We start from the raw sequence: 25101 nt of genomic DNA, 5'->3' as shown, positions 1-25101 counted from the left end.
GGGGGCGCGGCGGCGCGGGCGCGTTCGGCCCGTTCGGCGGGGGTGCGGCGGACGGGGGGCGCGGGCTGTTCGCCGGGCGGGCACAGCTCGACCTCGCTGCCGTCGACCGGGTTGACGGTGAGCAGCAGATCGCCGGCGACGAGGGTGACCACGCGGGCCTGTTGCGGTGTTTGCTGACCGAAATCCGGAGTCAGCGGTTCGCGGGAGGGACGGCGGCCTGCCGCGTCCTTCGCCAAGCCCTTGTTGTCGTGGCCGAACTCTTCCGGCCCCCGGTGTATCGGGTCCATCGCCAAAGCCCCCAAGACGCGTCGAGCACGGTTGTCCCTCCCGGCCTCGCACGTCAGATGCCGCTCACGGTCCGGTGTCCGCCGGGTGGGTCCGTCAATCGGCAGACGGCCGAACCCTAAACCTCCGCTCAGTATCCATGAGCGGCCGGGGTGGGGCGCTGCCCCACAGATCACGGTCTCGTGAGGATTGTGCGGCTTGGGCCGTACGGTCACCGAGGGTCCGCCCGGGGGCACGCGGCGTCCCGGCCGGGGCTCAGACGCGCGGCAGGGACTCCGCGGCGATGCCGCCCTCGATGGCGAGGATGCGGTGCAGCCGGGTGGCCACCAGGAGGCGTTGCATCTGCGGAGGCACGCCGCGCAGCACGAGGCGGCGTCCGGCGCGCCCGGCCCTGCGGTGTGCGCCCATGATGACGCCGAGTCCGGTGGCGTCCCACGAATCCAGCTCGGTCAGGTCGAGCACCAGATCGCCGACGCCGTCGTCGAGGGCCGTGTGCAGGACCGTACGGGCGTCCGCCGCGCTTCGGACGTCGAGGCGGCCCCCGACGACCAGCTCGGCGTGGTCGCCCCTGATGTGCATATGCGCTCCCCTGGGATGCTCCGTGGCCCGGTCCGTCTGTCCGAAACTGTCACTGCCCCAACTGACTGCGGCAGCGACAGGCTAGTTGCCGTCTGTAAGCGAACCGATACCGAATTCACTCCGGGGAGTGATACGGAACGGCTGCGGCCCCGGATGGGGCCGCTGGTTCCGGACGGCGGTTCCCGTACGGCACCCCGGCCTGCTGGACGGCGAATCAGCCGGACCGGACCGGAAATGATCAGTAGGTGTAGAAGCCCTGCCCACTCTTGCGCCCGATGTCACCTGCATCGACCATCCGGCGCATCAGCTCCGGGGCGGCGAACTTCTCGTCCTGGGACTCGGTGTAGATGTTGCCGGTGGCGTGCAGCAGGATGTCCACGCCCGTCAGGTCGGCGGTGGCCAGCGGTCCCATGGCGTGGCCGAAACCGAGCTTGCAGGCGGTGTCGATGTCCTCGGCGGTGGCGACGCCCGACTCGTACAGCTTGGCAGCCTCGACAACGAGCGCCGAGATCAGCCGGGTGGTGACGAAGCCGGCCACGTCGCGGTTGACGACGATGCAGGTCTTGCCGACGGACTCGGCGAACTCCCGCGCGGTGGCGAGGGTTTCGTCGCTGGTCTTGTAGCCGCGGACGAGTTCGCAGAGCTGCATCATCGGGACCGGCGAGAAGAAGTGCACGCCGACGACGCGCTCCGGGCGCTTGGTCACGGCCGCGATCTTGGTGATCGGGATGGCGGAGGTGTTGGAGGCGAGCACGGTGTCGTCCCGGACGATGGAGTCCAGGGACCGGAAGATCTCGTGCTTGACCTCCAGCTTCTCGAAGACGGCCTCCACCACGACGTCCGCGTCGGCGACCGCGTCCAGGTCGGTGGTGGTGGTGATCCGGCCGAGCGCGGCCTCGGCGTCGGCGGCGTCGAGCTTGCCCTTGGAGACGAACTTGTCGTACGAGGCCTTGATGCCGTCGCGGCCGCGGGTCAGGGCCTCGTCGGTGACGTCGCGCAGCACCACGTCCCAGCCCGCCTGGGCGGAGACCTGCGCGATACCGGACCCCATGAGTCCGGCTCCGATGACGGCGAGCTTCCTGGCCACGTTGGCACCCCTCTGTATGTGTCGCTGGTTCTGGTCCATGCCCTCCGGCGGAGGTTAGTACCCGTGGCGCGCGCTGGGGCCGCGAAGAGATGCGCGTCACGTCTCAAATGACGGACATCACACCGGCAGGCGTCACCCGGCCGTCATTCGGCGGCGCGGCGGGCGTAGTTGAGTACCTTTTCGCCCAGCAGGTCCTCGATGTCGTCGAGCAGGACGAGGGCGTCCCGCGAGACCTCGGAGGGGCCGCGCCCGGCCATCATCTCGCGGCCGATGTACGCCATGAGCGTGCTGTGGACCCAGGAGAGCTGACCGGCCACGAGGACCGGCAGCGGGTCCTCGTCCCCGGCGCCGCTCTCCTCCGCCAGGGTGGCCTCCAGGTGCTGCTGGGCCTCCTGCTGGATGTGCCACAGGCGGGCCTTGAGGCTGTCGGCGCCCTCGATGACCCGCATGAAGCGCGCGTAACCCTCCATCAGGCCGAGCATGGGCGAGACGCCCTCGACCTGGAGGCGCAGTTCCCGCAGCACGGCGTCCGCCGCCGACTCGCCGCGGTCCCGGCCCCTGACGTACCGGGAGAGGCGCTCGACCACGTCCCGGCCGCGGTCCAGGAAGAGGTCCTCCTTGGCGGGGAAGTAGTTGTACACGGTGTTGACCGACACGTCGGCGGCCTGGGCGATTTCGGCGATCGTGACCGCGTCGAAGCCGCGCTCCAGGAAGAGACCGGTGGCCACGTCCGACAGCTGCTGCCTGGTCTGCCGCTTCTTGCGCTCTCTGAGTCCCTCAGCCATGCCCCCATCGTAGATCGGATGGGGTTCCTGAAAACTTGGTGTCATTGCATTTTTGGGGTGACTCTGGTTTTGTGGCGGCATGCCCCTCATCAGCACGGCCGGGCTCGCCCGGACCTTCACGAGCAAAGCCGGACCGGTCGAGGCCGTCCGCTCCCTCGACCTGACCGTGGCGGCCGGCGAGATCGTCGGCCTGCTCGGCCCCAACGGCGCCGGCAAGACGACCACCCTGCGCATGCTCACCACCCTGCTCGCCCCCACCGGCGGCGCGGCCACCGTCGCCGGACACGACCTGGCCGCCGACCCGGCGGGGGTGCGCGCCCGGTGCGGTTACGTCGCCCAGTCGGGCGGGGTGGACCCGCACACCACCGTGCGGGAGGAACTCGTCACCCAGGGCCGGATGTACCGGCTCGGCAGGGCCGCCGCGGCACGCCGGGCCGATGAACTCGCCGGGGAACTGGGACTGTCGGAGCTGCTGGACCGGAAGACCGCCGCGCTCTCCGGCGGGCAGCGCAGGCGGCTCGACATCGCCATGGGGCTCACCCACCGCCCCGCCGTCCTCTTCCTCGACGAGCCGACCACCGGACTCGACCCGGCCGGCCGCACCGCCCTGTGGGACCTGGTGCGCCGGCTGCGCGACACCCACGGCACGACCGTCGTGCTCACCACGCACTACCTCGACGAGGCCGACGCGCTCGCCGACCGGCTCGTCGTCGTGGACGGCGGCCGGGTGGCCGCGCAGGGCAGTCCGGCGGAACTGAAGACCCGGTACGCGGGCTCCCCGGACGCCACCCTCCAGGACGCCTTCCTGGCCGTCACCGGCCGGGCCCCCGCCGCCGACACCGCGCCCCTCGCGGTCTGACACCCCCGGGACACCCATGCTGCACGACACCGCGCTGATCTTCGGGCGCTACGCCCGCCAGACCCTGCGCTCCAGGTTCCAGATCTTCTTCGGCATCCTTATGCCCCTGCTCTACCTGCTCCTGTTCGGGCCGCTGCTCACCGGGCTGCCGCTCGGCGGGGACGGCGACTCCTGGCAGGTCCTGGTGCCGGGCCTGCTGCTCCAGCTCGCCCTGTTCGGCGCCTCGTTCGCCGGGTTCGGCCTCATCATCGACACGTCCACCGGGGTGGTCGAGCGGATGCGGGTGACCCCGGTCAGCCGGGCGGCGCTGCTGCTGGGCCGGGTCCTGCGGGACGCGCTGCTGTTCATGTTCCAGGCGGTGCTGCTGGTGCTCGTCGCCGTCCCCATGGGGCTGCGCGCGCCGCTCGGCGGGGTACTGATCGGCTTCGCCTTCGTCGGCCTGCTGACCGTCTCGCTGGCCTCGCTCTCGTACGCGCTGGCCATGCGGGTCGCCACCCCGCAGGAGTTCGGGCCCGTCATCAACGCCCTCACCGTGCCGGCCATGCTGCTGTCCGGTCTGATGCTGCCGATGACGCTCGGCCCGGCCTGGCTCGACGTGCTCTCGCACTTCACGCCGTTCCGCTACCTGGTGGACGCGGTCCGGGACGCGTACGCCGGCTCGTACGCCACCGCGCACATGCTGTACGGCGTCCTGGTCGCCCTGGGCTTCGCGGCCCTGGCCGTGACAGTGGGCACACGCGTCTTCAGGAGGGCCGGAGCATAACTACTCTGGCCGCATGGTCAATCTGACGCGCATCTACACCCGTACCGGCGACACCGGCACCACCGCACTCGGTGACATGAGCCGCACCGCCAAGACCGATCTGCGGATCTCCGCCTACGCCGACGCCAACGAGGCCAACGCGGTCATCGGCACCGCGATCGCCCTCGGGCAGCTCGGCGAGGACATCGTGAAGGTCCTCGTCCGCGTGCAGAACGACCTGTTCGACGTGGGCGCGGACCTGTCCACCCCGGTCGTCGAGGACCCGAAGTACCCCCCGCTGCGGGTGGAGCAGAGCTACGTCGACAAGCTGGAGGCCGACTGCGACCACTACCTGGAGCAGGTCGAGAAGCTCCGCAGCTTCATCCTGCCGGGCGGCACCCCCGGCGCCGCCCTGCTGCACCAGGCGTGCACCGTCGTCCGCCGCGCCGAGCGCTCCACCTGGGCCGCCATGGAGGTGCACGGCGAGGTGATGAACCCGCTGACGGCGACCTACCTCAACCGCCTCTCCGACCTGCTGTTCATCCTGGCGCGGGTGGCGAACAAGGAGGTCGGCGACGTCCTGTGGGTGCCGGGCGGCGAGCGCTGAGCCGGGGCCCGTCCGCGAGGCGGCTCACCTCGCGGACGGGCTCCTCTCCTTGTCCCGGTCCGCCGGCTCCCGCTTGGGGAACAGCGTGTAGCTCCCCGCGATCAGCAGGTTGATCCCGATCACCCAGAGCATGGTGCGCTGCCAGGACCGCAGCGAGGACACGTCCCCGTCTCCCCCGACGTACCAGACGGCCGCCTGGAGCAGCACCAGGGCCGTCACCGCCGCGGCACACCACCGGGCGGCGGTCCGCCACTCGTACACGGCCCGTTCCCTGCCGTACTTCGGCGGCTTCACCGGGGGCGGCCCGCCGGCGAAGCGGTGCGACACCCGGGCGTCCACCCAGGTGATGGTGGAGTGCCCGAGGCCCACCGTGAAGCCGATGTAGACGGCGGCGAGCCCGTGCTTCCAGTCGGGCTCCGCGCCGTTCTTCAGGTCGATGGCGGTCACCACCAGCAGGACGAGTTCCAGCACCGGCTCGCACAGCAGCACGGCGGCCCCCAGCCGCGGCTTGCGCGCCCCGTAGCGCAGGGCCAGGCCGGCGGCGAGCACCACCCAGAAGGCGATCTCGCAGGCGACGATCAGTGTGACGATCACGGTCCGCTCCTTTTCGGTCCCTTCCAGCCTGACCACCGCCCCGGCCCGGATCATCGGCCCCGGTGAGGAAACCCGACTGCATACTTCGATGTAGTGGCGGGTCGCCCCCGGCGCGGACGCGGCGCGGCGGGCGGGGCGTGTTGGATGGACGGATGCCGGCTCTCCCCCTGCCCCGCCCCCACCGCGACGACGTGATCATCGCGGCCTCCGGGCTGCTCGGCGGCCTGGTGCTGTGGCTGCTCAACCTGTACATGCGGACCGGGTACGTCCTCGCGGACACCCGGCTCCCGCTGATCCCGCTCACCGTGATGGCGGCCGCGGAGCTGCTGCGCCGCACCTCGCCGCGCACCGCCCTGACCATCGGCACCGTCGCCCTCCTCGCCGAGCAGTGCACCCACGGCAACCTGGCGACCGTCGCGATGTACACCGACATCGTCTACGCGGCGGTGCTGTACGGCACCCCGGCGGCCGCCCGCCGCATCCCGGTGGCCGCCTTCCTGTTCAGCCTCGCCGTCACCGCCGGCTCGCTCGTCTGGCTCCGCAGCCCCGAGGCCCTGCTCATCGGCATCGTCACCGCCCTGGTCGTCTTCGTGCCCGCCCTCACCGGGGTCAGCGTCCGCTACCACCGGGACGCCGCCGAGACCGCCCGGCTGCGCGCCGACCAGACCGCCCTGCTCGCCGAGATGGACCGCGCCCAGGCGGTCACCGCCGAGCGCGCCCGGATGGCGCGGGAACTGCACGACCTGGTCGCCAACCACCTGTCCGCCATCGCGATCCACTCCACCGCCGCGCTGTCCATCGGCGACCCGGAGACCTCCCGCACGGCGCTCGGGGTGATCCGGGAGAACAGCGTCGAGGGTCTGGCCGAAATGCGACGCCTGATCGGGCTGCTGCGCACCGGAACGGGCGGTCCGGAGCCCAGCAGCTCGCCGACGCTCGGCTCGCTGGACTCGCTGATCGAGCAGCACCGGGCCGCCGCCGCGGCGGGCGGGCTGACCTGCGTCCTGGAGGACACCAGGACCGGGTCCGAGCCCCTGCCGGCGCCGGTCGAGCTGGCCGCGTACCGCATCGCGCAGGAGTCCCTGACCAACGCGCTCAAGCACGCGGCGCCCGGCCCGGTCGTGGTGCGGCTGGGCCGGGCGGCCGAGGTGCTGACGGTGGAGGTGACCAGTGCGCTCGGCGACCGGCCGGGGCCGCGCGCACCGGGGTCGGGCGCCGGTCTGGTGGGGATGCGGGAACGCGTGGCGCTGCTCGGCGGCACGTTCGCGGCGGGGCCGCAGGACGGGATCTGGCGGGTGCGGGCGGAGCTGCCCGTGTCCGGTACACGGAAGACGGGGTGAGGTGCGGACATGACGATCCGGGTGCTGGTCGCGGAGGACCAGACGGCGGTACGGGCGGGGCTGGTGCTCATCCTGGGCAGCGCGCCGGACATCGAGGTCGCCGGCGAGGCGGGGGACGGTGAGGAGGCGGTGCGGCTGGCCCGTGAGCTGCGCCCGGACGTGGTCCTGATGGACGTTCAGATGCCGCGCCTGGACGGCGTCTCGGCGACCCGGCAGGTGACCCGGGAGCGGCTGGCGGACGTGCTGGTGCTGACCACGTTCGACCTGGACGCCTATGTGTTCGGGGCGTTGCGGGCGGGCGCCTCGGGCTTCCTGCTGAAGGACACGGAGGCGGCCGGGCTGCTCGACGCGGTGCGCACGGTGGCGCGCGGCGAGGGGATGATCGCGCCGGCCGTGACGCGCCGGCTGATCGCGGAGTTCGCGGGGACGACCGGCGGGCGGGCGCCGGACGCGCCGGACCCGTCGGTGCTGGAGTCGCTGACCCGGCGGGAGCGCGAGGTGCTGGGGTGCCTGGGCGAGGGGCTGTCGAACGCGGAGATCGCGGTCCGGCTCTCCATGGCGGAGGCCACCGCGAAGACCCATGTCAGCCGGTTGCTGGGCAAGCTCGAACTGCGCAGCAGGGTCCAGGCGGCCGTGCTGGCCCAGGAATTGGGCGTGTGAGGTTTATTCCGGGAGCGACCGCGTCTTTGGTCCAGACCTCTTGACGATTGGTCCAGACCTTCCTAATCTCACCGAGCACACTGCGGTGAGCCTGCCATGACAAAAGCGGCGGGCTCAGGGCGGCGCAGGGTCAGTAGTCCACGGACCACCCCGTATGTCCGGACCTCACCCGAGGAGCACCGTTGAGCACTGAGACCCCCCGCCGGACCCGATTCAGAACAGGGCCCGGTAAAGCCACCAGAACCCGAGCAGTCGCGGGCCTCACCGCGATGCTCCTGCCGCTGGCCGTCATGGTCGGCCTGGCCTCCCCCGCCGAGGCGGCGACCTCCGCCACGGCCACGTACGTCAAGAAGTCCGACTGGGGCTCCGGCTTCGAGGGCTCCTGGACGGTGAAGAACACCGGTACCACCTCCCTCAGCTCGTGGACCATCGAGTGGGACTTCCCCACCGGCACCGCGGTCGGCTCCGCCTGGGACGCCACCGTCACCCACACCGGTGACCACTGGACCGCCAAGAACGTCGGCTGGAACGGCACCCTCGCCCCGGGCGCCAGCGTCTCCTTCGGCTTCAACGGCACCGGCTCCGGCGGCGGTTCGGCCACCAACTGCAAGCTGAACGGCGCCTCCTGCGACGGCGGTCCCACGGTTCCCGGCGACAACGCCCCCTCGGCGCCGGGCACCCCCACCGCCAGCGGCGTCACCGACACCTCGGTGAAGCTCAGCTGGACCGCCGCCACCGACGACCACGGCATCAAGAACTACGACGTCCTGCGGGACGGCGCGGTCGTGGCCACGGTCACCGGCCTCACGTACACCAACAGCGGCCTGACCGCCGGTACGGACTACTCGTACACGGTCCAGGCGCGTGACACCGCCGACCAGACCGGCCCGGTCAGCGGCGCGGTCAAGGTCCGCACCACCGGTGGCGGCGACGACGGCGGCAACCAGACCGGCGACAAGGTCAACCTCGGCTACTTCGCCGAGTGGGGCGTCTACGGGCGCAACTACCACGTCAAGAACCTGGACACGTCCGGTTCGGCCGCGAAGATCACGCACATCAACTACGCCTTCGGCAACGTCCAGGGCGGCAAGTGCACCATCGGCGACTCCTACGCCGACTACGAGAAGGCGTACACCGCCGACCAGTCCGTGGACGGCGTCGCCGACACCTGGGACCAGCCGCTGCGCGGCAGCTTCAACCAGCTGCGCAAGCTCAAGGCGAAGTACCCCCACATCAAGGTCCTGTGGTCCTTCGGCGGCTGGACCTGGTCCGGCGGCTTCGGCCAGGCCTCCCAGAACGCCGCCGCGTTCGCCGACTCCTGCTACAAGCTGGTGGAGGACCCCCGCTGGGCCGATGTCTTCGACGGCATCGACATCGACTGGGAGTACCCGAACGCCTGCGGTCTGACCTGTGACACCAGCGGCCCGGACGCGCTGAAGAAGCTCACCTCGGCGCTGCGCACCAAGTTCGGCAAGGACTACCTGGTCACCGCCGCCATCACGGCCGACGGCTCCCAGGGCGGCAAGATCGACCTGGCCGACTACGCCGGCGCCGCGCAGTCCCTCAACTGGTACAACGTCATGACGTACGACTTCTTCGGCGGCTGGGACGCGAAGGGCCCGACGGCTCCGCACTCCCCGCTGACGTCGTACGCCGGCATCCCGAAGGACGGCTTCAACTCCGCCGACGCGATCGCCAAGCTGAAGGCCCAGGGCGTGCCCGCCTCGAAGCTGCTGCTCGGCATCGGCTTCTACGGCCGCGGCTGGACCGGCGTCACCCAGGCCGCGCCCGGTGGCACGGCGACCGGCGCCGCGCCGGGCACCTACGAGGCCGGCATCGAGGACTACAAGGTCCTCAAGAACACCTGCCCCTCCACCGGCACCATCGCGGGTACGGCGTACGCGCACTGCGGCACCAACTGGTGGAGCTACGACACCCCGGCCACCATCAAGTCCAAGATGGCCTGGGCCAAGACCCAGGGCCTGGGAGGCGCGTTCTTCTGGGAGTTCAGCGGGGACACCACCAACGGTGAACTCGTGACCGCGATGAACAGCGGTCTGAAGTAGGTCCTGACAAGACCGAGGCTCACCCCCGAAAACGCCGGGGAGACAGGTCCGCCCCCTGTCTCCCCGGTTTTCGTATGTCCGCACCCACGCGACGCGCGCGCGGTGCTCGTCGCGGCCTCAGGCCACGTTCACCCTCTGGCCGGGCGGGGCCGCCTCCAGCCAGGCGAGGAAGCCGGTCAGCGCGTCCTCGCTCATCGCCAGCTCCAGCCGGGTCTCCCGGTGGCGGCAGCAGAGCACGATGGCGTCGGAGAGCAGCGCGAGCTCCTCCTCGCCCTCCGGCATGCGGCGGGCCACCACCTCGATCGCGGAGCGCTCCAGGACCCGGCGGGGCCGGGGCGAGTAGCTGAAGACCCGGAACCAGTTCACCTCGTCGCCGCTGTACCGGGCGACGCCGTACACCCAGCCCTTGCCCGACAGATCGGGCTCGGCCGGTACGTCCCACCGCAGACTGCAGTCGAACGTTCCGCCGGACCGCTGGATCAGCCGCCGGCGCAGGCCGAAGACGAAAAGCCCCACCACGACCAGTGCGACGACCAGCCCGCCCACCCACAGTGCGAGGAACATCTCCACCGACCTCCTCGCGTCGTCGAGTAAACGGATACCGCCCGGAACTTCACCTGCATCTGCATCGCCTCAGCCGCGACACGGTCCGGAGGCGTCTCCGGCACGGGCCGCGGCTGAGGGTAAAGCCATGTCGTGGGGTGGCTAGTGTGCCGCCACCGCACGCAGTCGTACTTCGGCGCGCCGCTCGGAAGCGGCGTCCGTGTCCGACTTCGCACGCTCGAGCGCACGCTCCGCGCGCTCGACATCGATCTCGTCGGCCAGCTCCGCGATCTCGGCGAGAAGCGAGAGCTTGTCGTCGGCGAACGAGAGGAAACCGCCGTGCACCGCGGCGACGACGGTCGCGCCGTCGCTCGTACGGATCGTCACCGGGCCCGATTCCAGCACACCCAGAAGCGGCTGGTGACCGGGCATGACGCCGATGTCGCCGGACGTGGTGCGCGCGACGACAAGGGTGGCCTCGCCGGACCAGACACTGCGGTCCGCGGCGACCAGCTCGACGTGCAGCTCAGCAGCCAAGGGTGGCTCCTCGGGTCACCACCCGGCGGTCGTGCCGGGTGTTGGGTCAATTCTACGGGGCGTGGTGAGGGGGACGGGACAGCACCCGTCCCCCTCGGTGAGCCGGGGCTCAGGAGACGCCGAGCTCCTTGGCGTTGGCCTTCAGGTCCTCGATGCCACCGCACATGAAGAACGCCTGCTCGGGGAAGTGGTCGTACTCACCGTCGCAGATGGCGTTGAACGCGGCGATCGACTCGTCGAGCGGAACGTCCGAACCGTCCACGCCGGTGAACTGCTTGGCGACGTGGGTGTTCTGGGACAGGAAGCGCTCGACGCGACGGGCACGGTGGACGACGAGCTTGTCCTCCTCGCCCAGCTCGTCGATACCGAGGATCGCGATGATGTCCTGGAGGTCCTTGTACTTCTGCAGGATCCCCTTGACACGCATGGCGGCCGCGTAGTGGTCCTCGGCGATGTACCGCGGGTCGAGGATGCGGGACGTCGAGTCCAGCGGGTCCACGGCCGGGTAGATGCCCTTCTCGGAGATCGGACGGGAGAGAACCGTCGTCGCGTCGAGGTGGGCGAAGGTGGTCGCCGGCGCCGGGTCGGTCAGGTCGTCCGCGGGGACGTAGATCGCCTGCATCGAGGTGATCGAGTGACCGCGGGTCGAGGTGATGCGCTCCTGGAGGAGACCCATCTCGTCGGCCAGGTTCGGCTGGTAACCCACCGCGGACGGCATGCGGCCGAGCAGGGTGGACACCTCGGAGCCGGCCTGGGTGTACCGGAAGATGTTGTCGATGAAGAAGAGCACGTCCTGCTTCTGCACATCGCGGAAGTACTCCGCCATGGTCAGACCGGCCAGGGCGACGCGCAGACGCGTCCCCGGCGGCTCGTCCATCTGGCCGAAGACGAGGGCCGTCTTGTCGATGACGCCGGACTCGGCCATCTCCTCGATGAGGTCGTTGCCCTCACGGGTGCGCTCACCGACGCCCGCGAACACCGACACACCGTCGTGGTTGTTGGCGACGCGGTAGATCATCTCCTGGATCAGCACGGTCTTGCCGACACCGGCACCACCGAACAGACCGATCTTTCCACCCTTGACGTACGGGGTGAGGAGGTCGATGACCTTGACGCCGGTCTCGAACATCTCGGTCTTGGACTCGAGCTGGTCGAAGTTGGGCGCCTTGCGGTGGATGGACCAGCGCTCGGTGACCTCGGCCTCGGCCTCGGGCTTGTTCAGGATCTCGCCGAGGGTGTTGAAGACCTTGCCCTTGGTGATGTCACCGACGGGGACGGTGATGCCCGTGCCCGAGTCGGTCACCGGGGCCTGGCGGACCAGGCCGTCGGTGGGCTGCATCGAGATCGCGCGGACCACGCCGTCACCGAGGTGCTGGGCGACCTCGAGCGTGAGGGTCTTGAGCTTGCCGTCCTCGGCCGGGTCGGCCACCTGGACGGTCAGCGCGTTGTAGATCTCCGGCATCGCGTCGACGGGGAATTCCACGTCGACGACCGGGCCGATGACCCGGGCGACGCGGCCCGTGGCAACGGCCGTCTCAACTGTCGTCGTCATTACTTGTCACTCCCCGCGGTCGCGTCGGCCAGCGCGCTGGCACCACCGACGATCTCGCTGATTTCCTGGGTGATTTCGGCCTGGCGGGCCGCGTTGGCGAGCCGGGAGAGCGTCTTGATGAGCTCACCGGCGTTGTCGGTGGCCGACTTCATCGCGCGGCGGCGGGCGGCGTGCTCGGAAGCAGCGGCCTGCAGCAGCGCGTTGTAGACGCGGCTCTCGACGTACCGCGGAAGCAGCGCGTCGAGAACGTCCTCCGCCGACGGCTCGAAGTCGAAGAGCGGCAGGATCTCGCCCTTGCCGGCCTCCTTCTCCGTGGCACCGAGACTGAGCGGCAGCATCCGGTCGTCGACCGGGTTCTGCGTCATCATCGACACGAACTCCGTGAAGACGATGTGCAGCTCGTCGACGCCGCCCTCGGTGATGTCCGTGCTGACCGCCTCGATCAGCGGGGCAGCCGCCCGCTTGGCATCCGCGTACGTGGGGCTGTCGGTGAAGCCGGTCCACGAGTCGGCGAGCTTGCGCTCCCGGAACCCGTAGTAGGCGACACCCTTGCGGCCGATCACGTACGTGTCGACCTCCTTGCCCTCACCGCGCAGCCGCTCGGTCAGTCGCTCCGCGGCCTTGATGGCGTTGGAGGAGTAACCGCCGGCCAGACCGCGGTCGCTCGTGATGAGCAGGATCGCGGCCCGGGTCGGGTTCTCGGCCTCGGTGGTCAGCGGGTGCTTGGTGGTGGAGCCGGTCGCCACCGCGGTCACCGCGCGGGTGAGCTCGGTGGCGTACGGCGTCGATGCCGCCACCTGGCGCTGCGCCTTGACGATGCGCGAGGCGGCGATCATCTCCATCGCCTTGGTGATCTTCTTCGTGGCGGTGACGGAGCGGATGCGGCGCTTGTAAACGCGAAGCTGAGCGCCCATCGATCAGCCCTCGCCCAGGAGCTTGCCGTCCGAGGTCTCGAACTGCTGCTTGAACCTGGCGACGGCGTCGGCGATCGCCTGCAGCGTGTCGTCGGACATCTTGGCGCCCTCGCGGATGCTGGTCAGGAGGTCCTTGCGCTCGCGGCGCAGGTACTCCAGCAGCTCCGTCTCGAAGCGGCGGATGTCCTCGACCGGGACGTCGTCCATCTTGCCGTTGGTGCCGGCCCAGATGGAGATGACCTGCTCCTCGACCGGGAACGGGGCGTACTGCGGCTGCTTCAGCAGCTCGACCATGCGCTTACCGCGCTCCAGCGACGCCTTGGAGGCCGCGTCCAGGTCGGAACCGAAGGCGGCGAACGCCTCCAGCTCGCGGTACTGGGCGAGGTCCACGCGGAGTCGGCCGGACACCTGGCGCATCGCCTTGTGCTGGGCGGAGCCACCGACGCGGGAGACCGAGATACCGACGTTCAGGGCCGGACGCTGACCGGCGTTGAACAGGTCGGACTCCAGGAAGCACTGGCCGTCGGTGATGGAGATGACGTTGGTCGGAATGAACGCCGACACGTCGTTCGCCTTGGTCTCGACGATCGGGAGACCCGTCATCGAACCGGCACCCATGTCGTCGGAGAGCTTGGCGCAGCGCTCCAGCAGACGCGAGTGGAGGTAGAAGACGTCACCGGGGTACGCCTCACGGCCCGGCGGACGGCGCAGCAGCAGGGACACGGCGCGGTAGGCGTCGGCCTGCTTCGAGAGGTCGTCGAAGATGATCAGGACGTGCTTGCCCTGGTACATCCAGTGCTGGCCGATGGCCGAGCCGGTGTACGGCGCCAGGTACTTGAAGCCGGCCGGGTCGGACGCCGGGGCGGCGACGATGGTCGTGTACTCCAGGGCGCCGGCCTCTTCGAGGGCACCGCGCACGGAGGCGATGGTGGAGCCCTTCTGACCGATGGCGACGTAGATGCAGCGGACCTGCTTGTTCACGTCGCCCGAGCGCCAGTTGTCGCGCTGGTTGATGATCGTGTCGACGGCCAGGGCGGTCTTGCCGGTCTGGCGGTCACCGATGATCAGCTGGCGCTGGCCGCGGCCGATCGGCACCATCGCGTCGACGGCCTTGTAGCCGGTCTGCATCGGCTCGTGCACCGACTTGCGGACCATGACGCCAGGGGCCTGCAGCTCGAGGGCGCGGCGGCCGTCGGTCGCGATCTCGCCGAGACCGTCGATCGGGTTGCCGAGCGGGTCGACGACGCGGCCGAGGTAGCCCTCGCCGACGCCGACCGAGAGCACCTCACCGGTGCGCTGCACCGGCTGGCCCTCCTCGATCCCGTCGAACTCGCCGAGGACGATCGCACCGATCTCGCGCTCCTCGAGGTTGAGGGCGAGACCGAGGGTGCCGTCCTCGAACTTCAGCAGCTCGTTCGCCATGGCGGAGGGGAGGCCCTCCACCTTCGCGATGCCGTCGCCGGCAACGCTGACCGTACCGACCTCCTCGCGCGAGGCCGCGTCCGGCTTGTACGACTGGACAAAGTTCTCCAGCGCGTCCCGGATCTCCTCCGGCCGGATCGTGAGCTCCGCCATCTGGGTTCCCTGCTCTCCTTGTTGGGCCCGAAGTTTCTTAAGGGGGTCTGGGGGCCGACCCCCAGGAATCTTCTGCAGTTTCTGCACGGCCCAACCGGGCCGCTGGTCTTGCTCTGTTCTGTTGCGCCGCGCTCGGATCAGCCGGCCATGCGGCGGGTCGCCTCGTCGAGGCGCTCCGCGATGGTGCCGTTGATGACCTCGTCGCCCACGCGCACCGCGATCCCGCCGAGGACCGCGGGGTCCACGTCGAGGTTGAGGTGCATCTGCCGTCCGTAGATCTTCGCCAGGGCCGCACCCAGGCGCTGCTTCTGCCGGTCGGTGAGCGGCACCGCCGAGGTGACGATCGCGACCATGCGCTCCCGGCGCTCCGCGGCGAGCTTGGAGAGGGACTCGAGTCCCGCTTCCAGGCTACGTCCACGCGGCTGGGTGACAAGCCGCACGATGACGCGCTCGGTGGCGGGCCGCGCCTTGCCGCCGAGCAGGCTGCGCAGCAGCTCGCTCTTGGCGGCGGGGGTCGCGGTCCGGCTGCTGAGCGCGGCACGCAGGGCGGTGTCCGAGGCGACGATGCGGCCGAACCGGAAGAGTTCGTCCTCGACGTCGTCCAGGTCGCCGTTGCGCTGGGCGGCGGTGAGGTCGGCGGTGTTCGCCAGTTCCTCGACCGAGTCGACCAGGTCGCGCGACTGCGACCAGCGCGAGCGGACCATGCCGGAGACCAGATCGACGGCTTCGCCGCCCACCTGGCCGCCGAGCAGGCGGCTTGCCAGCTCGGCCCTGGCCTCGCCCGGCTGCGCCGGGTCGGTCAGGACCCGGCGCAGCGACACCTCGCGGTGCAGCAGCGCCGTGACGCCGGCCAGGTCCTCGGCGAGCTTCGCCGCGTCGACCGACGTGCTGTCGGTCAGCGCGTCGAGGCGCTCGCGTGCGGCTGCCAGTGCCTCGCGGCTCGCGCTGTTCATCGGACTGCCTCGGCCTTCGCCTCGAGCTCGTCGAGGAAACGGTCGACGGTGCCGCTCTGCCGGGCGTGGTCCTCGAGGGACTCGCCGACGAGCTTGCCGGCCAGTTCGGTGGCGAGCTTGCCCACGTCCTGGCGCAGCGCGGCGGCGGCGGCCTTGCGGTCGGCCTCGATCTGGGCGTGGCCGGCGGCGACGATCTCGTCGCGCTGGCGCTGGCCCTCCGCGCGCATTTCCTGCAGGATCACGGCGCCCTGCTCCTGCGCCTCCTGGCGCAGACGAGCGGCTTCGTGACGGGCCTCGGCGAGCTGGGCCTTGTACTGCTCAAGGACGCTCTGGGCCTCGGTCCTGGCCTCATCGGCCTTCTCGATGCCGCCTTCGATGGCCTCGCGGCGCTCTTCCAGAACCTTGTTGATGTTCGGGAGGAGCTTCTTGGCGAGGAAACCGAAGACGATGAGGAAAGCGATGAGGCCAATGACGAGCTCAGGGATCGGCGGAATGAGCGGGTTTTCCGCTTCCTCCGCCGCGAGCTGAACCAGGGGGTTCACGTCAGTGCCTTCCGTCGAATGGGCTGTCTGCGACCGGTCAGGAGGTCGGGTAGACGAACGGCATGACCAGACCGATCAGGGCGAGCGCCTCACAGAAGGCGAAGCCGAGGATCTGGTTGGCGCGGATGAGGCCGGCGGCCTCGGGCTGACGGGCGAGCGCCTGGGTGCCGTTACCGAAGATGATGCCGATGCCGACGCCGGGGCCGATCGCGGCGAGGCCGTAACCGATCGAGCCGAGGTTGCCCTTGATTTCGACGCCGGCGGCGAGGGTCTGGAGAGCGGACATGCCGGTTCTTCCTTCTCTTTCAATGTCCGGTGGGGGTTGGCCACCGGGTGCTTCGGGAGTGGGGTGCTCAGTGGCCCTTGGCGAGAGCGCCCTGGATGTAGCTGCAGGCCAGCAGCACGAAGACGTAGGCCTGGACAGCCTGGATGAAGAGTTCGAAGGCGGTCATCACGATGACCATCACGAACGACACACCTGCGTAGGCGATCCCAATGCCGTTGAGCATGTACCAGCTGGCGATCGTGAAGAGCAGCAGGAGCGTGTGGCCCGCGAACATGTTGGCGAAGAGCCGGACCGCGTGGGTGAACGGCCGGACCAGCAGGTTCGAGAAGAACTCGATGGTCATCGAGAGCGGCAGGACGCCGCCGAGGCTCTTGTCGTACCCCGAGAAGTTCTTGAGGGCGCCGACGAAGCCGTGCTTCTTGAAGGTCAGACCGACCCACAGGAGGTAGACGATCAGAGCGAGGATCGCCGGGTACGAGATGATCGCCGTCACGGGGAACTGGGCGACGGGAATGATGGACCAGAGGTTCATCATCCAGATCACGAAGAACAGCGAGACCATCAGCGGGACGTACTTCTCGCCGTCGCGCTTGCCGATCGTCTCGTAGACGATGCCGCGGCGGATGAAGTCGTAACCGGCCTCGGCCGTCATCTGGAGCTTGCCGGGCACCAACTTCGGCTTGCGGAAGGCGGCCCAGAAGAAGCCCACGATGACGACCGAGCCGAGCAGGGCCAGCAGCATCGTCTTGTTGAAGTACAAGTTGCTGTCCGCGTCGCCCCAGAGGGGCTCGAACAGGAACGAGTGCAGGCCGGGTGCCGGAAAGCCACAACCGTCGAAGAGGTGGCAGTCGGTCTCGAAGGCGAGCACCTGTGTCGGGTCAGCACTCACCGCGGGCTCCTTCAGCGTGGCGCATAGGTACGGCAACCTCGTTGTGTCGGCGCGGCGTGCGGCCGCGGTTCGGCACTGGACTGGTGTTTCGGATGTGTGAGCGGCAGTCAGGCATGTGAGCCTCGCGATCGAGCAGGCGTCAGCTCACATGCACGCGCCCGCAGTGCCGCAGTTGGAACCGGACGATAGCAGGGTCGGGACCCCGCACTTATTCCGCCCCTACCCTTCACGCTTCGGACCCCGGCTTTCCGGGCTTGTCGCCCTTGCCGGACTCCGGTTCGACGTAAAGGATCTTGGCCTTCATGTGCGCACGCGCCTGTGCGCCGATCCACACGAGGGTCGTCGCGACCAGGGTGATCGCGAAGGCCTTCGGGTTGAACAGCGAGGTGTTCTTGAATACCGCGACGAAGATGAACAGCAACAGGAGCTGCGCGGTGTAGAGCGCGAGCCCCATCGCCTGGAAGAGGTGCGGCAGGGACCTGGCGGTCCGCTGCAGGACCATGAGCCCGATCCCCATGAAGGCGATGACCACGAGCGTCCCGACGATCGCGCCCAGGGCTCCCTTGCCGCCCGCGACACCGGCGCTGACCGCGGCGGCGACGAGGCCGGCGGCAGCGGTGGGTACGGCGGCTTGGAGGAGAGTCCGGACGTCGCTGGACGGCATGGGGCAGCTCCGCTTGCAAGGGGGTGGGCAAAGTGTCGTCAGGGACGAGCGTAGGCCCGGTTCGAGGCGATGGCTCTCGCCGATGAACCGTGCTACATCAGGTTCTTCGGCTCCGTCACCGGGCTTCGTGAACGGTATCACAAACTATTTGATGAGGTCTTTACCAAGAAAGTGTGCTTGCTGTCACACGTGAGGGCTAACGAGCACGTGTGAGCGAAGTACGCCTTCGGTTTGTCTGCTAAAGGACCTCGATGACCGGTTCAGCGGCGGGTGGATCCGGCCGCCCGGCGCTCGGAAGTACGCGAACGATGGCTGATCGCCGTCGCTCCGTTGACGCCCGTCACCCCAGCGGCCACCGGAGCCCCAGCGGCCCCCTCAGGCTCCTCGGCACCCTTCCCCGACCTCTCGGGCCCCGCCGGGTCCATCTGGCCGTCCACGGGCCCCTGTTGGCCCTCCGCGGCACCGTTTCCGGTCGCCTCCTCCCCCGCCCCGCGCCTGCGCCGCCGCCGGTAGCGCGGCGGAACGAAGCTCTCCGCCCAGCGCGGGGCGCGCGGGGTGAAGCGGGGCATCAGGAGCAGGATCAGCCCGAGCGCGCTCAGGCCCACGATCACCAGGACGATCCACAGGGACGTCGAGTGCACCGAGTACCCCACCGCACCGAAGGCGATCAGCGCCGACCAGAAGTACATGATCAGCACCGACCGGCTGTGCGAGTGGCCGATGTTGAGCAGCCGGTGGTGCAGGTGGCCGCGGTCCGCCGCGAACGGCGACTGGCCGTTCCAGGTACGCCGCACGATCGCCAGCACCAGGTCGGCGGCCGGGATCGCGATGATGGTCAGCGGCAGCAGCAGCGGGATGAAGACCGGGAGCATCGCGTGGGTCGCCTGGCGCTCGCTGCCCTCGAAGAGCCGCATGTTGTCCGGGTCCACCTGCCCGGTCACCGAGATCGCGCCGGCCGCCAGCACCAGGCCGATGAGCATCGAGCCGGAGTCGCCCATGAAGATCCGGGCCGGGTGCATGTTGTGCGGCAGGAAGCCCAGGCACATGCCCATCAGGATCGCGGCGAAGAGCGTCGCCGGGGCGGCGGCCTCGATGGTGTGCCCGTACCAGAGCCGGTAGGTGTACAGGAAGAACGCGGCGGCGGCGATGAGGACCATGCCCGCCGCCAGGCCGTCCAGGCCGTCGACGAAGTTCACCGCGTTGATCGTGATGACGACCAGCGCCACCGTGAGCAGCGTGCCCTGCCACGGGGTGAGGGCGACGGTGCCGACGCCGGGGATCGGCAGCCAGAGGATCGTCAGGCCCTGCAGGACCATGACGGCGGCGGCCAGCATCTGCCCGCCGAGCTTGATCAGGGCGTCGATCTCGAACTTGTCGTCCAGGACGCCGATCAGCCAGATCAGGGCCGCCCCGGAGAGCAGCGCGCGCGGCTCGCTGGACAGCTCGAAGACGCCGTCCAGGTTGGCCAGGTGGCTCGCGACGATCAGTCCCGCGCACAGCCCGCCGAACATGGCGATGCCGCCGAGTCGCGGGGTCGGTTCGCGGTGGACGTCGCGCGCGCGGATCGCGGGCATGGCCCCGACCGCGATGGCGAACTTGCGCACCGGACCGGTGAGCAGATAGGTCACAGCGGCCGTGACGCAGAGTGTCAGCAAGTAATCACGCACGGGCTGCCCCACAAATGTCGCCGGCCATCTCGGAGTGTGTTGGCGGACACGCTCCCAGCCCACACCTTAACTACGTCGGTCCCATGGTTGAGGACACGGAGCCGGCCGCGATGGTTGCACGGGGGACGTCAGCGGGGCGCGGAGACGCCGGTCAGCGCGGTGACGACCGGGTCCAGGGCCTGGCTGATCTCGTCGCCCACGGACCGGAAGAACGTGATCGGGGCCCCGTACGGGTCGTAGACCTCGTCGGCCTCCGCGGTCGGGGCCAGCAGCCAGCCGCGCAGCGCGGCGGCGGCCCGGACCAGGGCGCGGGCGCGCTCGACGACGCCCTCCTCGCGGGCGTCGGGCAGGGTCGCCGGGTCTATCGCCCGGACCAGCCGGGTGAACTCCTTGAGCGTGAAGGTGCGCAGCCCGGCCGAGTGGCCCATGGAGATGACCTGGGCGCGGTGGTCGCGCGTCGCGGTGAGCACCAGGTCGGCGCGGATGACGTGCTCGTCGAGCAGTTCACGGCCGGTGAACCCGGTGGCGTCCGCCCCGAAGTCGGCGAGGACCACCTCGGCGTTGGCCTCCATCGGGGCGCCCTCGTGGCCCCAGGTGCCCGCGCTCTCCACGATCAGCCCGCCCTGGAGCGGGTCGCCCAGCCGGTGCACCAGGGCGTGCCGGGTCAGCCGCTCGGTGATCGGCGAGCGGCAGACGTTGCCGGTGCTGACGTGGAGGATGCGGAAAGTGTCGGACCGCCCCGCTATGCCACGCCCCTCGGGGGCGGTCAATTGGCCACCTCGAGGTCGGGTACCACCTTGCGCAGCTCCTCCGCCGACAGGGCCCCGGAACGCAGCAGGACGGGCACCTTTCCGGTGACGTCGACGATCGAGGACGGCACGATGCCCGGGGTCGGGCCGCCGTCGAGGTAGACGGAGACGGAGTCGCCGAGCATCTCCTGGGCGGCGTCGCAGTCCTCCGGCGCCGGGTGGCCGGTGAGGTTGGCGCTGGAGACGGCCATCGGGCCGACCTCCGTGAGCAGTTCGATGGCGACCGGGTGCAGCGGCATCCGGACGGCGACCGTGCCCCGGGTGTCCCCCAGGTCCCACTGGAGCGAGGGCTGGTGCTTGGCGACGAGGGTCAGGGCGCCCGGCCAGAAGGCGTCCACCAGCTCCCACGCCTGCTCGGAGAAGTCGGTGACCAGGCCGTGCAGGGTGTTCGGGGAGCCGATGAGGACCGGCGAGGGCATGTTGCGGCCCCGGCCCTTGGCTTCGAGCAGGTCGCCGACGGCCTCCGCGCTGAACGCGTCCGCGCCGACCCCGTACACGGTGTCGGTGGGCAGCACGACGAGCTCGCCGCGGCGGACGGCCGAGGCGGCCTCGCGCAGCCCCGTCGTGCGGTCGGTCGCGTCGTTGCAGTCGTATCGCCGTGCCATCAGCCGGCCTCCTCAAGCGTGTACGGGTGGTGCGGGTCCTGGGCGCGAGGGGCGGCCCGCGTCACGGCATCGCCTTGCGGGCCGTGGCGAACCGGGGGCGCCGGTTGAGGTCGGGGTGGTCCGCGGCGTCGGCCCAGCCCCGCTCCTCGGTGAAGATCCAGGGCACCTGGCCGCCCTGGGTGTCGGCGTGCTCGACGACGACGAGGCCGCCGGGGCGCAGCAGGCGGTGGGCGGTGCGCTCGATGCCCCGGATGGTGTCGAGGCCGTCCTCGCCGGAGAACAGCGCCATCTCGGGGTCGTGGTCGCGCGCCTCGGGCGCCACGTACTCCCACTCGGTGAGCGGGATGTACGGCGGGTTGGAGATGACCAGGTCGACCTGGCCGTCCAGCTCCGGCAGGGCGGTGAGGGCGTCGCCGCGGTGGACGGTGACGCGCGAGTTCTCCGCGTTCTTCCGGGTCCACTTCAGGGCGTCCTCGGACAGCTCCACGGCGTGCACGCGGGAGCGCGGGACCTCCTGGGCCATGGCGAGGGCGATGGCGCCGGAGCCGGTGCACAGGTCCACGATCAGCGGTTCGACGACGTCCATCGCGCGGACGGCGTCTATGGCCCAGCCGACGACGGACTCGGTCTCGGGGCGGGGCACGAAGACGCCGGGTCCGACCTGGAGCTCCAGGTAGCGGAAGAAGGCGCGTCCGGTGATGTGCTGGAGGGGTTCGCGGGCCTCGCGGCGGGCGACGGTCTCCCAGTAGCGGGCGTCGAAGTCGGCGTCCGGCACGTTGTGCAGCTCGCCCCGCTTGACGCCGTGCACGAACGCGGCGAGTTCCTCGGCATCGAATCTCGGTGAGGGAACACCGGCGTCGGCCAGCCGCTGGGTGGCCTGGGCCACCTCGGCGAGCAGCAGGTTCATCGCGGTTCTCCGTACGGGTTCACGAGCGGGGCGGGGCGGTGGGGCTCAGGCGGAGGCGAGCTTGGCCGCGGAGTCGGCGTCGACGCACGCCTGGATGACCGCGTCCAGGTCTCCGTCGAGCACCTGGTCCAAGTTGTACGCCTTGAAGCCGACGCGGTGGTCGGAGATCCGGTTTTCCGGGAAGTTGTACGTCCGGATCTTCTCGGACCGGTCGACCGTACGCACCTGGCTGCGACGTACGTCCGAAGCCTCCTGCTCGGCGGCCTCCTGGGCGGCGGCGAGCAGCCGGGAGCGCAGGATGCGCATGGCCTGCTCCTTGTTCTGGAGCTGGCTCTTCTCGTTCTGGCAGGAGGCGACGACGCCGGTCGGCAGGTGGGTGATGCGGACGGCGGAGTCGGTGGTGTTGACGGACTGGCCGCCGGGGCCCGACGAGCGGTAGACGTCGATGCGCAGGTCGTTGGCGTGGATCTCGACGTCGACCTCCTCGGCCTCGGGCGTGACGAGGACGCCGGCGGCGGAGGTGTGGATGCGGCCCTGGGACTCGGTGGAGGGCACGCGCTGCACGCGGTGCACCCCGCCCTCGTACTTGAGGCGGGCCCAGACGCCCTGGCCGGGCTCGGTGGCCCCGTTGCCGCCCTTGGTCTTCACGGCGACCTGGACGTCCTTGTAGCCGCCCAGCTCGGACTCGGTGGAGTCGATGATCTCGGTCTTCCAGCCGACGCGCTCGGCGTAGCGCAGGTACATGCGCAGCAGGTCGCCGGCGAACAGCGCGGACTCGTCGCCGCCCGCCCCGGCCTTGATCTCCAGGAGCACGTCCTTGTCGTCGCTGGGGTCGCGCGGGACGAGGAGGAGGCGGAGCTTCTCGGTGAGTTCCTCGCGCTCCTGCTCCAGGTCCTTGACCTCGGCGGCGAAGTCGGGGTCGTCGGCGGCCAGCTCGCGGGCGGTCTCGATGTCGTCGCCGGACTGCTTCCAGGCGCGGTACACGGAGATGATCGGGGTCAGCTCGGCGTAGCGCTTGTTGAGCTTGCGCGCGTTGCCCTGGTCGGCGTGGACCGCGGGGTCGGCGAGCTGCTTCTCGAGATCGGCGTGCTCGCCGATCAGTTCCTCGACCGCCTCGAACATCTCGGCTCCTGGTTCCTTCGCTGGTCGTGCCTGCCGGCCGGTGGGTGCCTGCCGGGCGGGGGGTACGTGGGCCGGCCCCGCCCCGGACCGGAAAAAAACGCCGGCCACGGCGCCCCCGGATGAGGGCGTCGCGGACCGGCGCGGACGGCTCGCTACTTGCCGGAGGCCTTGGCGCCCTTGCCGAAGCGGGCCTCGAAGCGGGCCACACGGCCACCGGTGTCGAGGATCTTCTGCTTGCCCGTGTAGAACGGGTGGCACTCGGAGCAGACCTCGGCACGGATGGTGCCGCTGTCCAGCGTGGAGCGGGTGGTGAACGACGCGCCACAGGTGCAGCTGACCTGCGTCTCGACGTACTGGGGGTGGATGTCGCGCTTCAAGGGTTTCTCCTAGGTTCGGGAGGGCACCGGGTCGCACGCGCGGATTGCGCGTCCGTGAACCGGGGCCGACGTACCAGTCTGCCAGGACCGGCCGTATCTCCCAAAACGAGGGTGGGGGCCCTGCTATTCCCCGGCGCGGCCGGGGCGGAATCCGCAGGCCGAGGCCCTGGGCGGGGGCAGCACGGCGAGGACCGCCCCCGCACCGGAGTGCGGAGGCGGCCCTGGATGCCGGCGGAAGGGCAACTAGTCGTTGTTGCCCGGCGCCGGGGTGGTCTTCTGGATCTGGAGCAGGAACTCCGCGTTGGACTGGGTCTTCTTCATCCGGTCCAGGAGCAGCTCGATGGCCTGCTGCTGGTCGAGGGCGTGCAGCACCCGGCGCAGCTTCCAGACGATCGCCAGCTCCTCGCCGCCGAGCAGGATCTCCTCCTTGCGGGTGGAGGACGCGTCGACGTCCACCGCCGGGAAGATCCGCTTGTCGGAGAGCTTGCGGTCGAGCTTGAGCTCCATGTTGCCGGTGCCCTTGAACTCCTCGAAGATCACCTCGTCCATGCGCGAGCCGGTCTCGACGAGCGCGGTGGCCAGGATGGTCAGCGAGCCGCCGTCCTCGATGTTGCGCGCGGCACCGAAGAAGCGCTTCGGCGGGTAGAGCGCGGTCGAGTCGACACCACCGGACAGGATGCGGCCGGAGGCCGGGGCGGCGAGGTTGTACGCGCGTCCCAGGCGGGTGATCGAGTCGAGCAGGACGACCACGTCGTGGCCCAGCTCGACCAGGCGCTTGGCGCGCTCGATGGCCAGCTCGGCGACGGTGGTGTGGTCCTCGGCGGGGCGGTCGAAGGTCGAGGAGATGACCTCGCCCTTCACCGACCGCTGCATGTCGGTGACCTCTTCCGGACGCTCGTCGACCAGGACGACCATCAGGTGGCACTCGGGGCTGTTGACCGTGATCGCGTTGGCGATGGCCTGGAGGATCATGGTCTTGCCGGTCTTCGGCGGGGCCACGATCAGACCGCGCTGGCCCTTGCCGATGGGGGCGACCAGGTCGATGATGCGCGTCGTCAGGACGTTGGAGTCGGTCTCCAGGCGGAGCCGGTCCTGCGGGTAGAGCGGCGTCAGCTTCTGGAACTCGGGGCGGCCGCGGCCGGACTCCGGCGCCATGCCGTTGACCGAGTCGAGGCGGACCAGCGCGTTGAACTTCTCGCGGCGCTCGCCGTCCTTGGGCTGGCGCACGGCGCCGGTGACGTGGTCGCCCTTGCGCAGGCCGTTCTTGCGGACCTGGGCCAGCGAGACGTACACGTCGTTCGGGCCGGGCAGGTAGCCGGAGGTCCGGATGAACGCGTAGTTGTCGAGGATGTCCAGGATGCCCGCGACGGGGATCAGGACGTCGTCGTCGCTGACGGGCGGGGCGTCGGCGAAGTCGTCGCGGCCACGGCGGCCACGGCGGTCGCGGTAGCGTCCGCGCCGGCCGCGCCGGCCGCCCTCGTCGTCGAAGCCGTCGTCCTGGGGGCCGTTGTTGCCGCCCTGGTTCTGGCCGCCGCCCTGGCGCCGGCCGCCCTGG

At 70.2% G+C, this 25101-nt stretch carries 27 protein-coding genes and 1 pseudogene; 6 read left to right on the top strand and 22 right to left on the bottom strand.

Annotation, left to right across the window (positions count from 1 at the left end; translation table 11 throughout):
* The 4 genes and pseudogenes from MHW47_RS13855 to MHW47_RS13840 all read right to left on the bottom strand — a co-directional run.
* A pseudogene (locus tag MHW47_RS13855) lies at positions 1 to 287 on the bottom strand (ATP-binding protein); the annotation flags it as partial.
* A 253-nt stretch (positions 288 to 540) separates the two neighbouring features.
* Entirely contained in the window at positions 541 to 864 is a 324-nt protein-coding gene (locus MHW47_RS13850; RefSeq protein WP_111338216.1) for an STAS domain-containing protein, read from the bottom strand.
* Between the two features lie 238 nt (positions 865 to 1102).
* Positions 1103 to 1951, bottom strand: a complete 849-nt coding sequence (locus MHW47_RS13845) for a 3-hydroxyacyl-CoA dehydrogenase family protein (RefSeq protein ID WP_239223312.1) — start codon at positions 1949 to 1951, stop codon at positions 1103 to 1105.
* 143 nt (positions 1952 to 2094) lie between these two features.
* Complete coding sequence (locus MHW47_RS13840; protein ID WP_239223310.1) at positions 2095 to 2736, bottom strand: TetR/AcrR family transcriptional regulator; 642 nt, start codon at positions 2734 to 2736, stop codon at positions 2095 to 2097.
* A gap of 79 nt (positions 2737 to 2815) precedes the next feature.
* Here MHW47_RS13840 and MHW47_RS13835 point away from each other — a divergent pair, with 79 nt between their 5' ends.
* The 3 genes from MHW47_RS13835 to MHW47_RS13825 are packed head-to-tail and all read left to right on the top strand — an operon-like array spanning position 2816 to position 4944.
* Positions 2816 to 3595 carry an ABC transporter ATP-binding protein gene (locus MHW47_RS13835; RefSeq protein ID WP_239223308.1) on the top strand — a complete coding sequence of 260 codons (780 nt, stop codon included), beginning with the start codon at positions 2816 to 2818 and terminating at the stop codon, positions 3593 to 3595.
* 16 nt (positions 3596 to 3611) lie between these two features.
* The gene (locus MHW47_RS13830; protein ID WP_239223306.1) at positions 3612 to 4358 is read left to right on the top strand and encodes an ABC transporter permease; all 747 of its coding nucleotides are present in this window, start codon (positions 3612 to 3614) and stop codon (positions 4356 to 4358) included.
* Between the two features lie 13 nt (positions 4359 to 4371).
* A complete protein-coding gene (locus tag MHW47_RS13825) occupies positions 4372 to 4944 on the top strand; it encodes a cob(I)yrinic acid a,c-diamide adenosyltransferase (protein ID WP_239223304.1) in 573 nt (190 codons plus the stop codon).
* A 24-nt stretch (positions 4945 to 4968) separates the two neighbouring features.
* Here the strand turns inward: MHW47_RS13825 and MHW47_RS13820 are convergent, their stop codons facing one another.
* Positions 4969 to 5538, bottom strand: coding sequence for a hypothetical protein (locus MHW47_RS13820; protein WP_239223302.1), 570 nt, complete (start codon positions 5536 to 5538; stop codon positions 4969 to 4971).
* A 152-nt stretch (positions 5539 to 5690) separates the two neighbouring features.
* Here MHW47_RS13820 and MHW47_RS13815 point away from each other — a divergent pair, with 152 nt between their 5' ends.
* From MHW47_RS13815 to MHW47_RS13805, 3 genes are all read left to right on the top strand, one after another.
* The gene (locus MHW47_RS13815; RefSeq protein WP_239223300.1) at positions 5691 to 6878 is read left to right on the top strand and encodes a sensor histidine kinase; all 1188 of its coding nucleotides are present in this window, start codon (positions 5691 to 5693) and stop codon (positions 6876 to 6878) included.
* Between the two features lie 9 nt (positions 6879 to 6887).
* A complete protein-coding gene (locus MHW47_RS13810; RefSeq protein ID WP_239223299.1) occupies positions 6888 to 7538 on the top strand; it encodes a response regulator transcription factor in 651 nt (216 codons plus the stop codon).
* Positions 7539 to 7720: 182 nt separating this feature from the next.
* Positions 7721 to 9604: a glycoside hydrolase family 18 chitinase gene (locus tag MHW47_RS13805; protein WP_239223298.1), complete on the top strand. Its 1884-nt coding sequence runs from the start codon at positions 7721 to 7723 to the stop codon at positions 9602 to 9604.
* A gap of 117 nt (positions 9605 to 9721) precedes the next feature.
* Here the strand turns inward: MHW47_RS13805 and MHW47_RS13800 are convergent, their stop codons facing one another.
* From MHW47_RS13800 to rho, 17 genes are all read right to left on the bottom strand, one after another.
* Entirely contained in the window at positions 9722 to 10168 is a 447-nt protein-coding gene (locus MHW47_RS13800; RefSeq protein ID WP_239223297.1) for a DUF2550 domain-containing protein, read from the bottom strand.
* A gap of 141 nt (positions 10169 to 10309) precedes the next feature.
* Positions 10310 to 10684 (bottom strand): F0F1 ATP synthase subunit epsilon, encoded by a 375-nt coding sequence (locus tag MHW47_RS13795; RefSeq protein ID WP_111338209.1) that lies wholly within the window; start codon positions 10682 to 10684, stop codon positions 10310 to 10312.
* A 109-nt stretch (positions 10685 to 10793) separates the two neighbouring features.
* The gene (gene atpD / locus MHW47_RS13790; protein ID WP_239223296.1) at positions 10794 to 12236 is read right to left on the bottom strand and encodes a F0F1 ATP synthase subunit beta; all 1443 of its coding nucleotides are present in this window, start codon (positions 12234 to 12236) and stop codon (positions 10794 to 10796) included.
* Complete coding sequence (locus tag MHW47_RS13785; RefSeq protein ID WP_239223295.1) at positions 12236 to 13150, bottom strand: F0F1 ATP synthase subunit gamma; 915 nt, start codon at positions 13148 to 13150, stop codon at positions 12236 to 12238. The genes atpD and MHW47_RS13785 overlap by 1 nt, the downstream gene beginning before the upstream one ends.
* Positions 13151 to 13153: 3 nt before the next feature.
* On the bottom strand, positions 13154 to 14725 hold the full coding sequence (atpA, locus tag MHW47_RS13780; protein ID WP_239223294.1) for a F0F1 ATP synthase subunit alpha: 1572 nt from the start codon (positions 14723 to 14725) through the stop codon (positions 13154 to 13156).
* Between the two features lie 137 nt (positions 14726 to 14862).
* Positions 14863 to 15678 carry a F0F1 ATP synthase subunit delta gene (locus MHW47_RS13775; protein WP_239223293.1) on the bottom strand — a complete coding sequence of 272 codons (816 nt, stop codon included), beginning with the start codon at positions 15676 to 15678 and terminating at the stop codon, positions 14863 to 14865.
* Positions 15675 to 16220: a F0F1 ATP synthase subunit B gene (locus MHW47_RS13770; RefSeq protein WP_239223292.1), complete on the bottom strand. Its 546-nt coding sequence runs from the start codon at positions 16218 to 16220 to the stop codon at positions 15675 to 15677. The genes MHW47_RS13775 and MHW47_RS13770 overlap by 4 nt, the downstream gene beginning before the upstream one ends.
* A gap of 37 nt (positions 16221 to 16257) precedes the next feature.
* Positions 16258 to 16506, bottom strand: coding sequence for an ATP synthase F0 subunit C (gene atpE / locus MHW47_RS13765; protein ID WP_018102636.1), 249 nt, complete (start codon positions 16504 to 16506; stop codon positions 16258 to 16260).
* Positions 16507 to 16573: 67 nt separating this feature from the next.
* Positions 16574 to 17395 (bottom strand): F0F1 ATP synthase subunit A, encoded by an 822-nt coding sequence (gene atpB, locus MHW47_RS13760; protein ID WP_239223291.1) that lies wholly within the window; start codon positions 17393 to 17395, stop codon positions 16574 to 16576.
* Between the two features lie 226 nt (positions 17396 to 17621).
* On the bottom strand, positions 17622 to 18059 hold the full coding sequence (locus tag MHW47_RS13755) for a hypothetical protein (RefSeq protein ID WP_239223290.1): 438 nt from the start codon (positions 18057 to 18059) through the stop codon (positions 17622 to 17624).
* Between the two features lie 260 nt (positions 18060 to 18319).
* The gene (locus MHW47_RS13750; protein WP_239223288.1) at positions 18320 to 19738 is read right to left on the bottom strand and encodes an MraY family glycosyltransferase; all 1419 of its coding nucleotides are present in this window, start codon (positions 19736 to 19738) and stop codon (positions 18320 to 18322) included.
* Positions 19739 to 19854: 116 nt separating this feature from the next.
* A complete protein-coding gene (locus tag MHW47_RS13745) occupies positions 19855 to 20496 on the bottom strand; it encodes a protein-tyrosine-phosphatase (RefSeq protein ID WP_239223286.1) in 642 nt (213 codons plus the stop codon).
* Entirely contained in the window at positions 20493 to 21140 is a 648-nt protein-coding gene (locus MHW47_RS13740; RefSeq protein WP_239223284.1) for an L-threonylcarbamoyladenylate synthase, read from the bottom strand. The genes MHW47_RS13745 and MHW47_RS13740 overlap by 4 nt, the downstream gene beginning before the upstream one ends.
* 61 nt (positions 21141 to 21201) lie before the next feature.
* Positions 21202 to 22047: a peptide chain release factor N(5)-glutamine methyltransferase gene (gene prmC / locus MHW47_RS13735; RefSeq protein WP_239223283.1), complete on the bottom strand. Its 846-nt coding sequence runs from the start codon at positions 22045 to 22047 to the stop codon at positions 21202 to 21204.
* Positions 22048 to 22092: 45 nt separating this feature from the next.
* Entirely contained in the window at positions 22093 to 23169 is a 1077-nt protein-coding gene (gene prfA, locus MHW47_RS13730; protein ID WP_239223282.1) for a peptide chain release factor 1, read from the bottom strand.
* A gap of 152 nt (positions 23170 to 23321) precedes the next feature.
* Positions 23322 to 23546, bottom strand: coding sequence for a 50S ribosomal protein L31 (gene rpmE, locus MHW47_RS13725; protein WP_111338195.1), 225 nt, complete (start codon positions 23544 to 23546; stop codon positions 23322 to 23324).
* Positions 23547 to 23789: 243 nt separating this feature from the next.
* Positions 23790 to 25101: transcription termination factor Rho (gene rho / locus MHW47_RS13720; RefSeq protein WP_239223280.1), on the bottom strand; the 1312-nt coding region annotated here is incomplete at its 5' end.

This window comes from Streptomyces sp. OfavH-34-F (genome assembly GCF_022347745.1).
Classification (GTDB): Bacteria; Actinomycetota; Actinomycetes; order Streptomycetales; family Streptomycetaceae; genus Streptomyces.
The sequence above is the reverse complement of the archived record's forward strand: the minus strand, read 5'-3'. Positions and strand labels throughout refer to the sequence as shown.

What these genes read in the sequence shown, in the direction of transcription:
- MHW47_RS13850 (WP_111338216.1), bottom strand. Translation starts at nt 864, where the DNA reads ATGCACATCAGGGGCGACCACGCCGAGCTGGTCGTCGGGGGCCGCCTC.
- MHW47_RS13800 (WP_239223297.1), bottom strand. Translation starts at nt 10,168, where the DNA reads ATGTTCCTCGCACTGTGGGTGGGCGGGCTGGTCGTCGCACTGGTCGTG.
- atpA (WP_239223294.1), bottom strand. Translation starts at nt 14,725, where the DNA reads ATGGCGGAGCTCACGATCCGGCCGGAGGAGATCCGGGACGCGCTGGAG.
- MHW47_RS13785 (WP_239223295.1), bottom strand. Translation starts at nt 13,150, where the DNA reads ATGGGCGCTCAGCTTCGCGTTTACAAGCGCCGCATCCGCTCCGTCACC.
- MHW47_RS13840 (WP_239223310.1), bottom strand. Translation starts at nt 2,736, where the DNA reads ATGGCTGAGGGACTCAGAGAGCGCAAGAAGCGGCAGACCAGGCAGCAG.
- MHW47_RS13810 (WP_239223299.1), top strand. Translation starts at nt 6,888, where the DNA reads ATGACGATCCGGGTGCTGGTCGCGGAGGACCAGACGGCGGTACGGGCG.
- prfA (WP_239223282.1), bottom strand. Translation starts at nt 23,169, where the DNA reads ATGTTCGAGGCGGTCGAGGAACTGATCGGCGAGCACGCCGATCTCGAG.
- MHW47_RS13830 (WP_239223306.1), top strand. Translation starts at nt 3,612, where the DNA reads ATGCTGCACGACACCGCGCTGATCTTCGGGCGCTACGCCCGCCAGACC.
- MHW47_RS13815 (WP_239223300.1), top strand. Translation starts at nt 5,691, where the DNA reads ATGCCGGCTCTCCCCCTGCCCCGCCCCCACCGCGACGACGTGATCATC.
- MHW47_RS13825 (WP_239223304.1), top strand. Translation starts at nt 4,372, where the DNA reads ATGGTCAATCTGACGCGCATCTACACCCGTACCGGCGACACCGGCACC.
- atpD (WP_239223296.1), bottom strand. Translation starts at nt 12,236, where the DNA reads ATGACGACGACAGTTGAGACGGCCGTTGCCACGGGCCGCGTCGCCCGG.
- MHW47_RS13740 (WP_239223284.1), bottom strand. Translation starts at nt 21,140, where the DNA reads ATGGCACGGCGATACGACTGCAACGACGCGACCGACCGCACGACGGGG.
- MHW47_RS13835 (WP_239223308.1), top strand. Translation starts at nt 2,816, where the DNA reads ATGCCCCTCATCAGCACGGCCGGGCTCGCCCGGACCTTCACGAGCAAA.
- MHW47_RS13775 (WP_239223293.1), bottom strand. Translation starts at nt 15,678, where the DNA reads ATGAACAGCGCGAGCCGCGAGGCACTGGCAGCCGCACGCGAGCGCCTC.
- atpE (WP_018102636.1), bottom strand. Translation starts at nt 16,506, where the DNA reads ATGTCCGCTCTCCAGACCCTCGCCGCCGGCGTCGAAATCAAGGGCAAC.
- MHW47_RS13755 (WP_239223290.1), bottom strand. Translation starts at nt 18,059, where the DNA reads ATGCCGTCCAGCGACGTCCGGACTCTCCTCCAAGCCGCCGTACCCACC.
- prmC (WP_239223283.1), bottom strand. Translation starts at nt 22,047, where the DNA reads ATGAACCTGCTGCTCGCCGAGGTGGCCCAGGCCACCCAGCGGCTGGCC.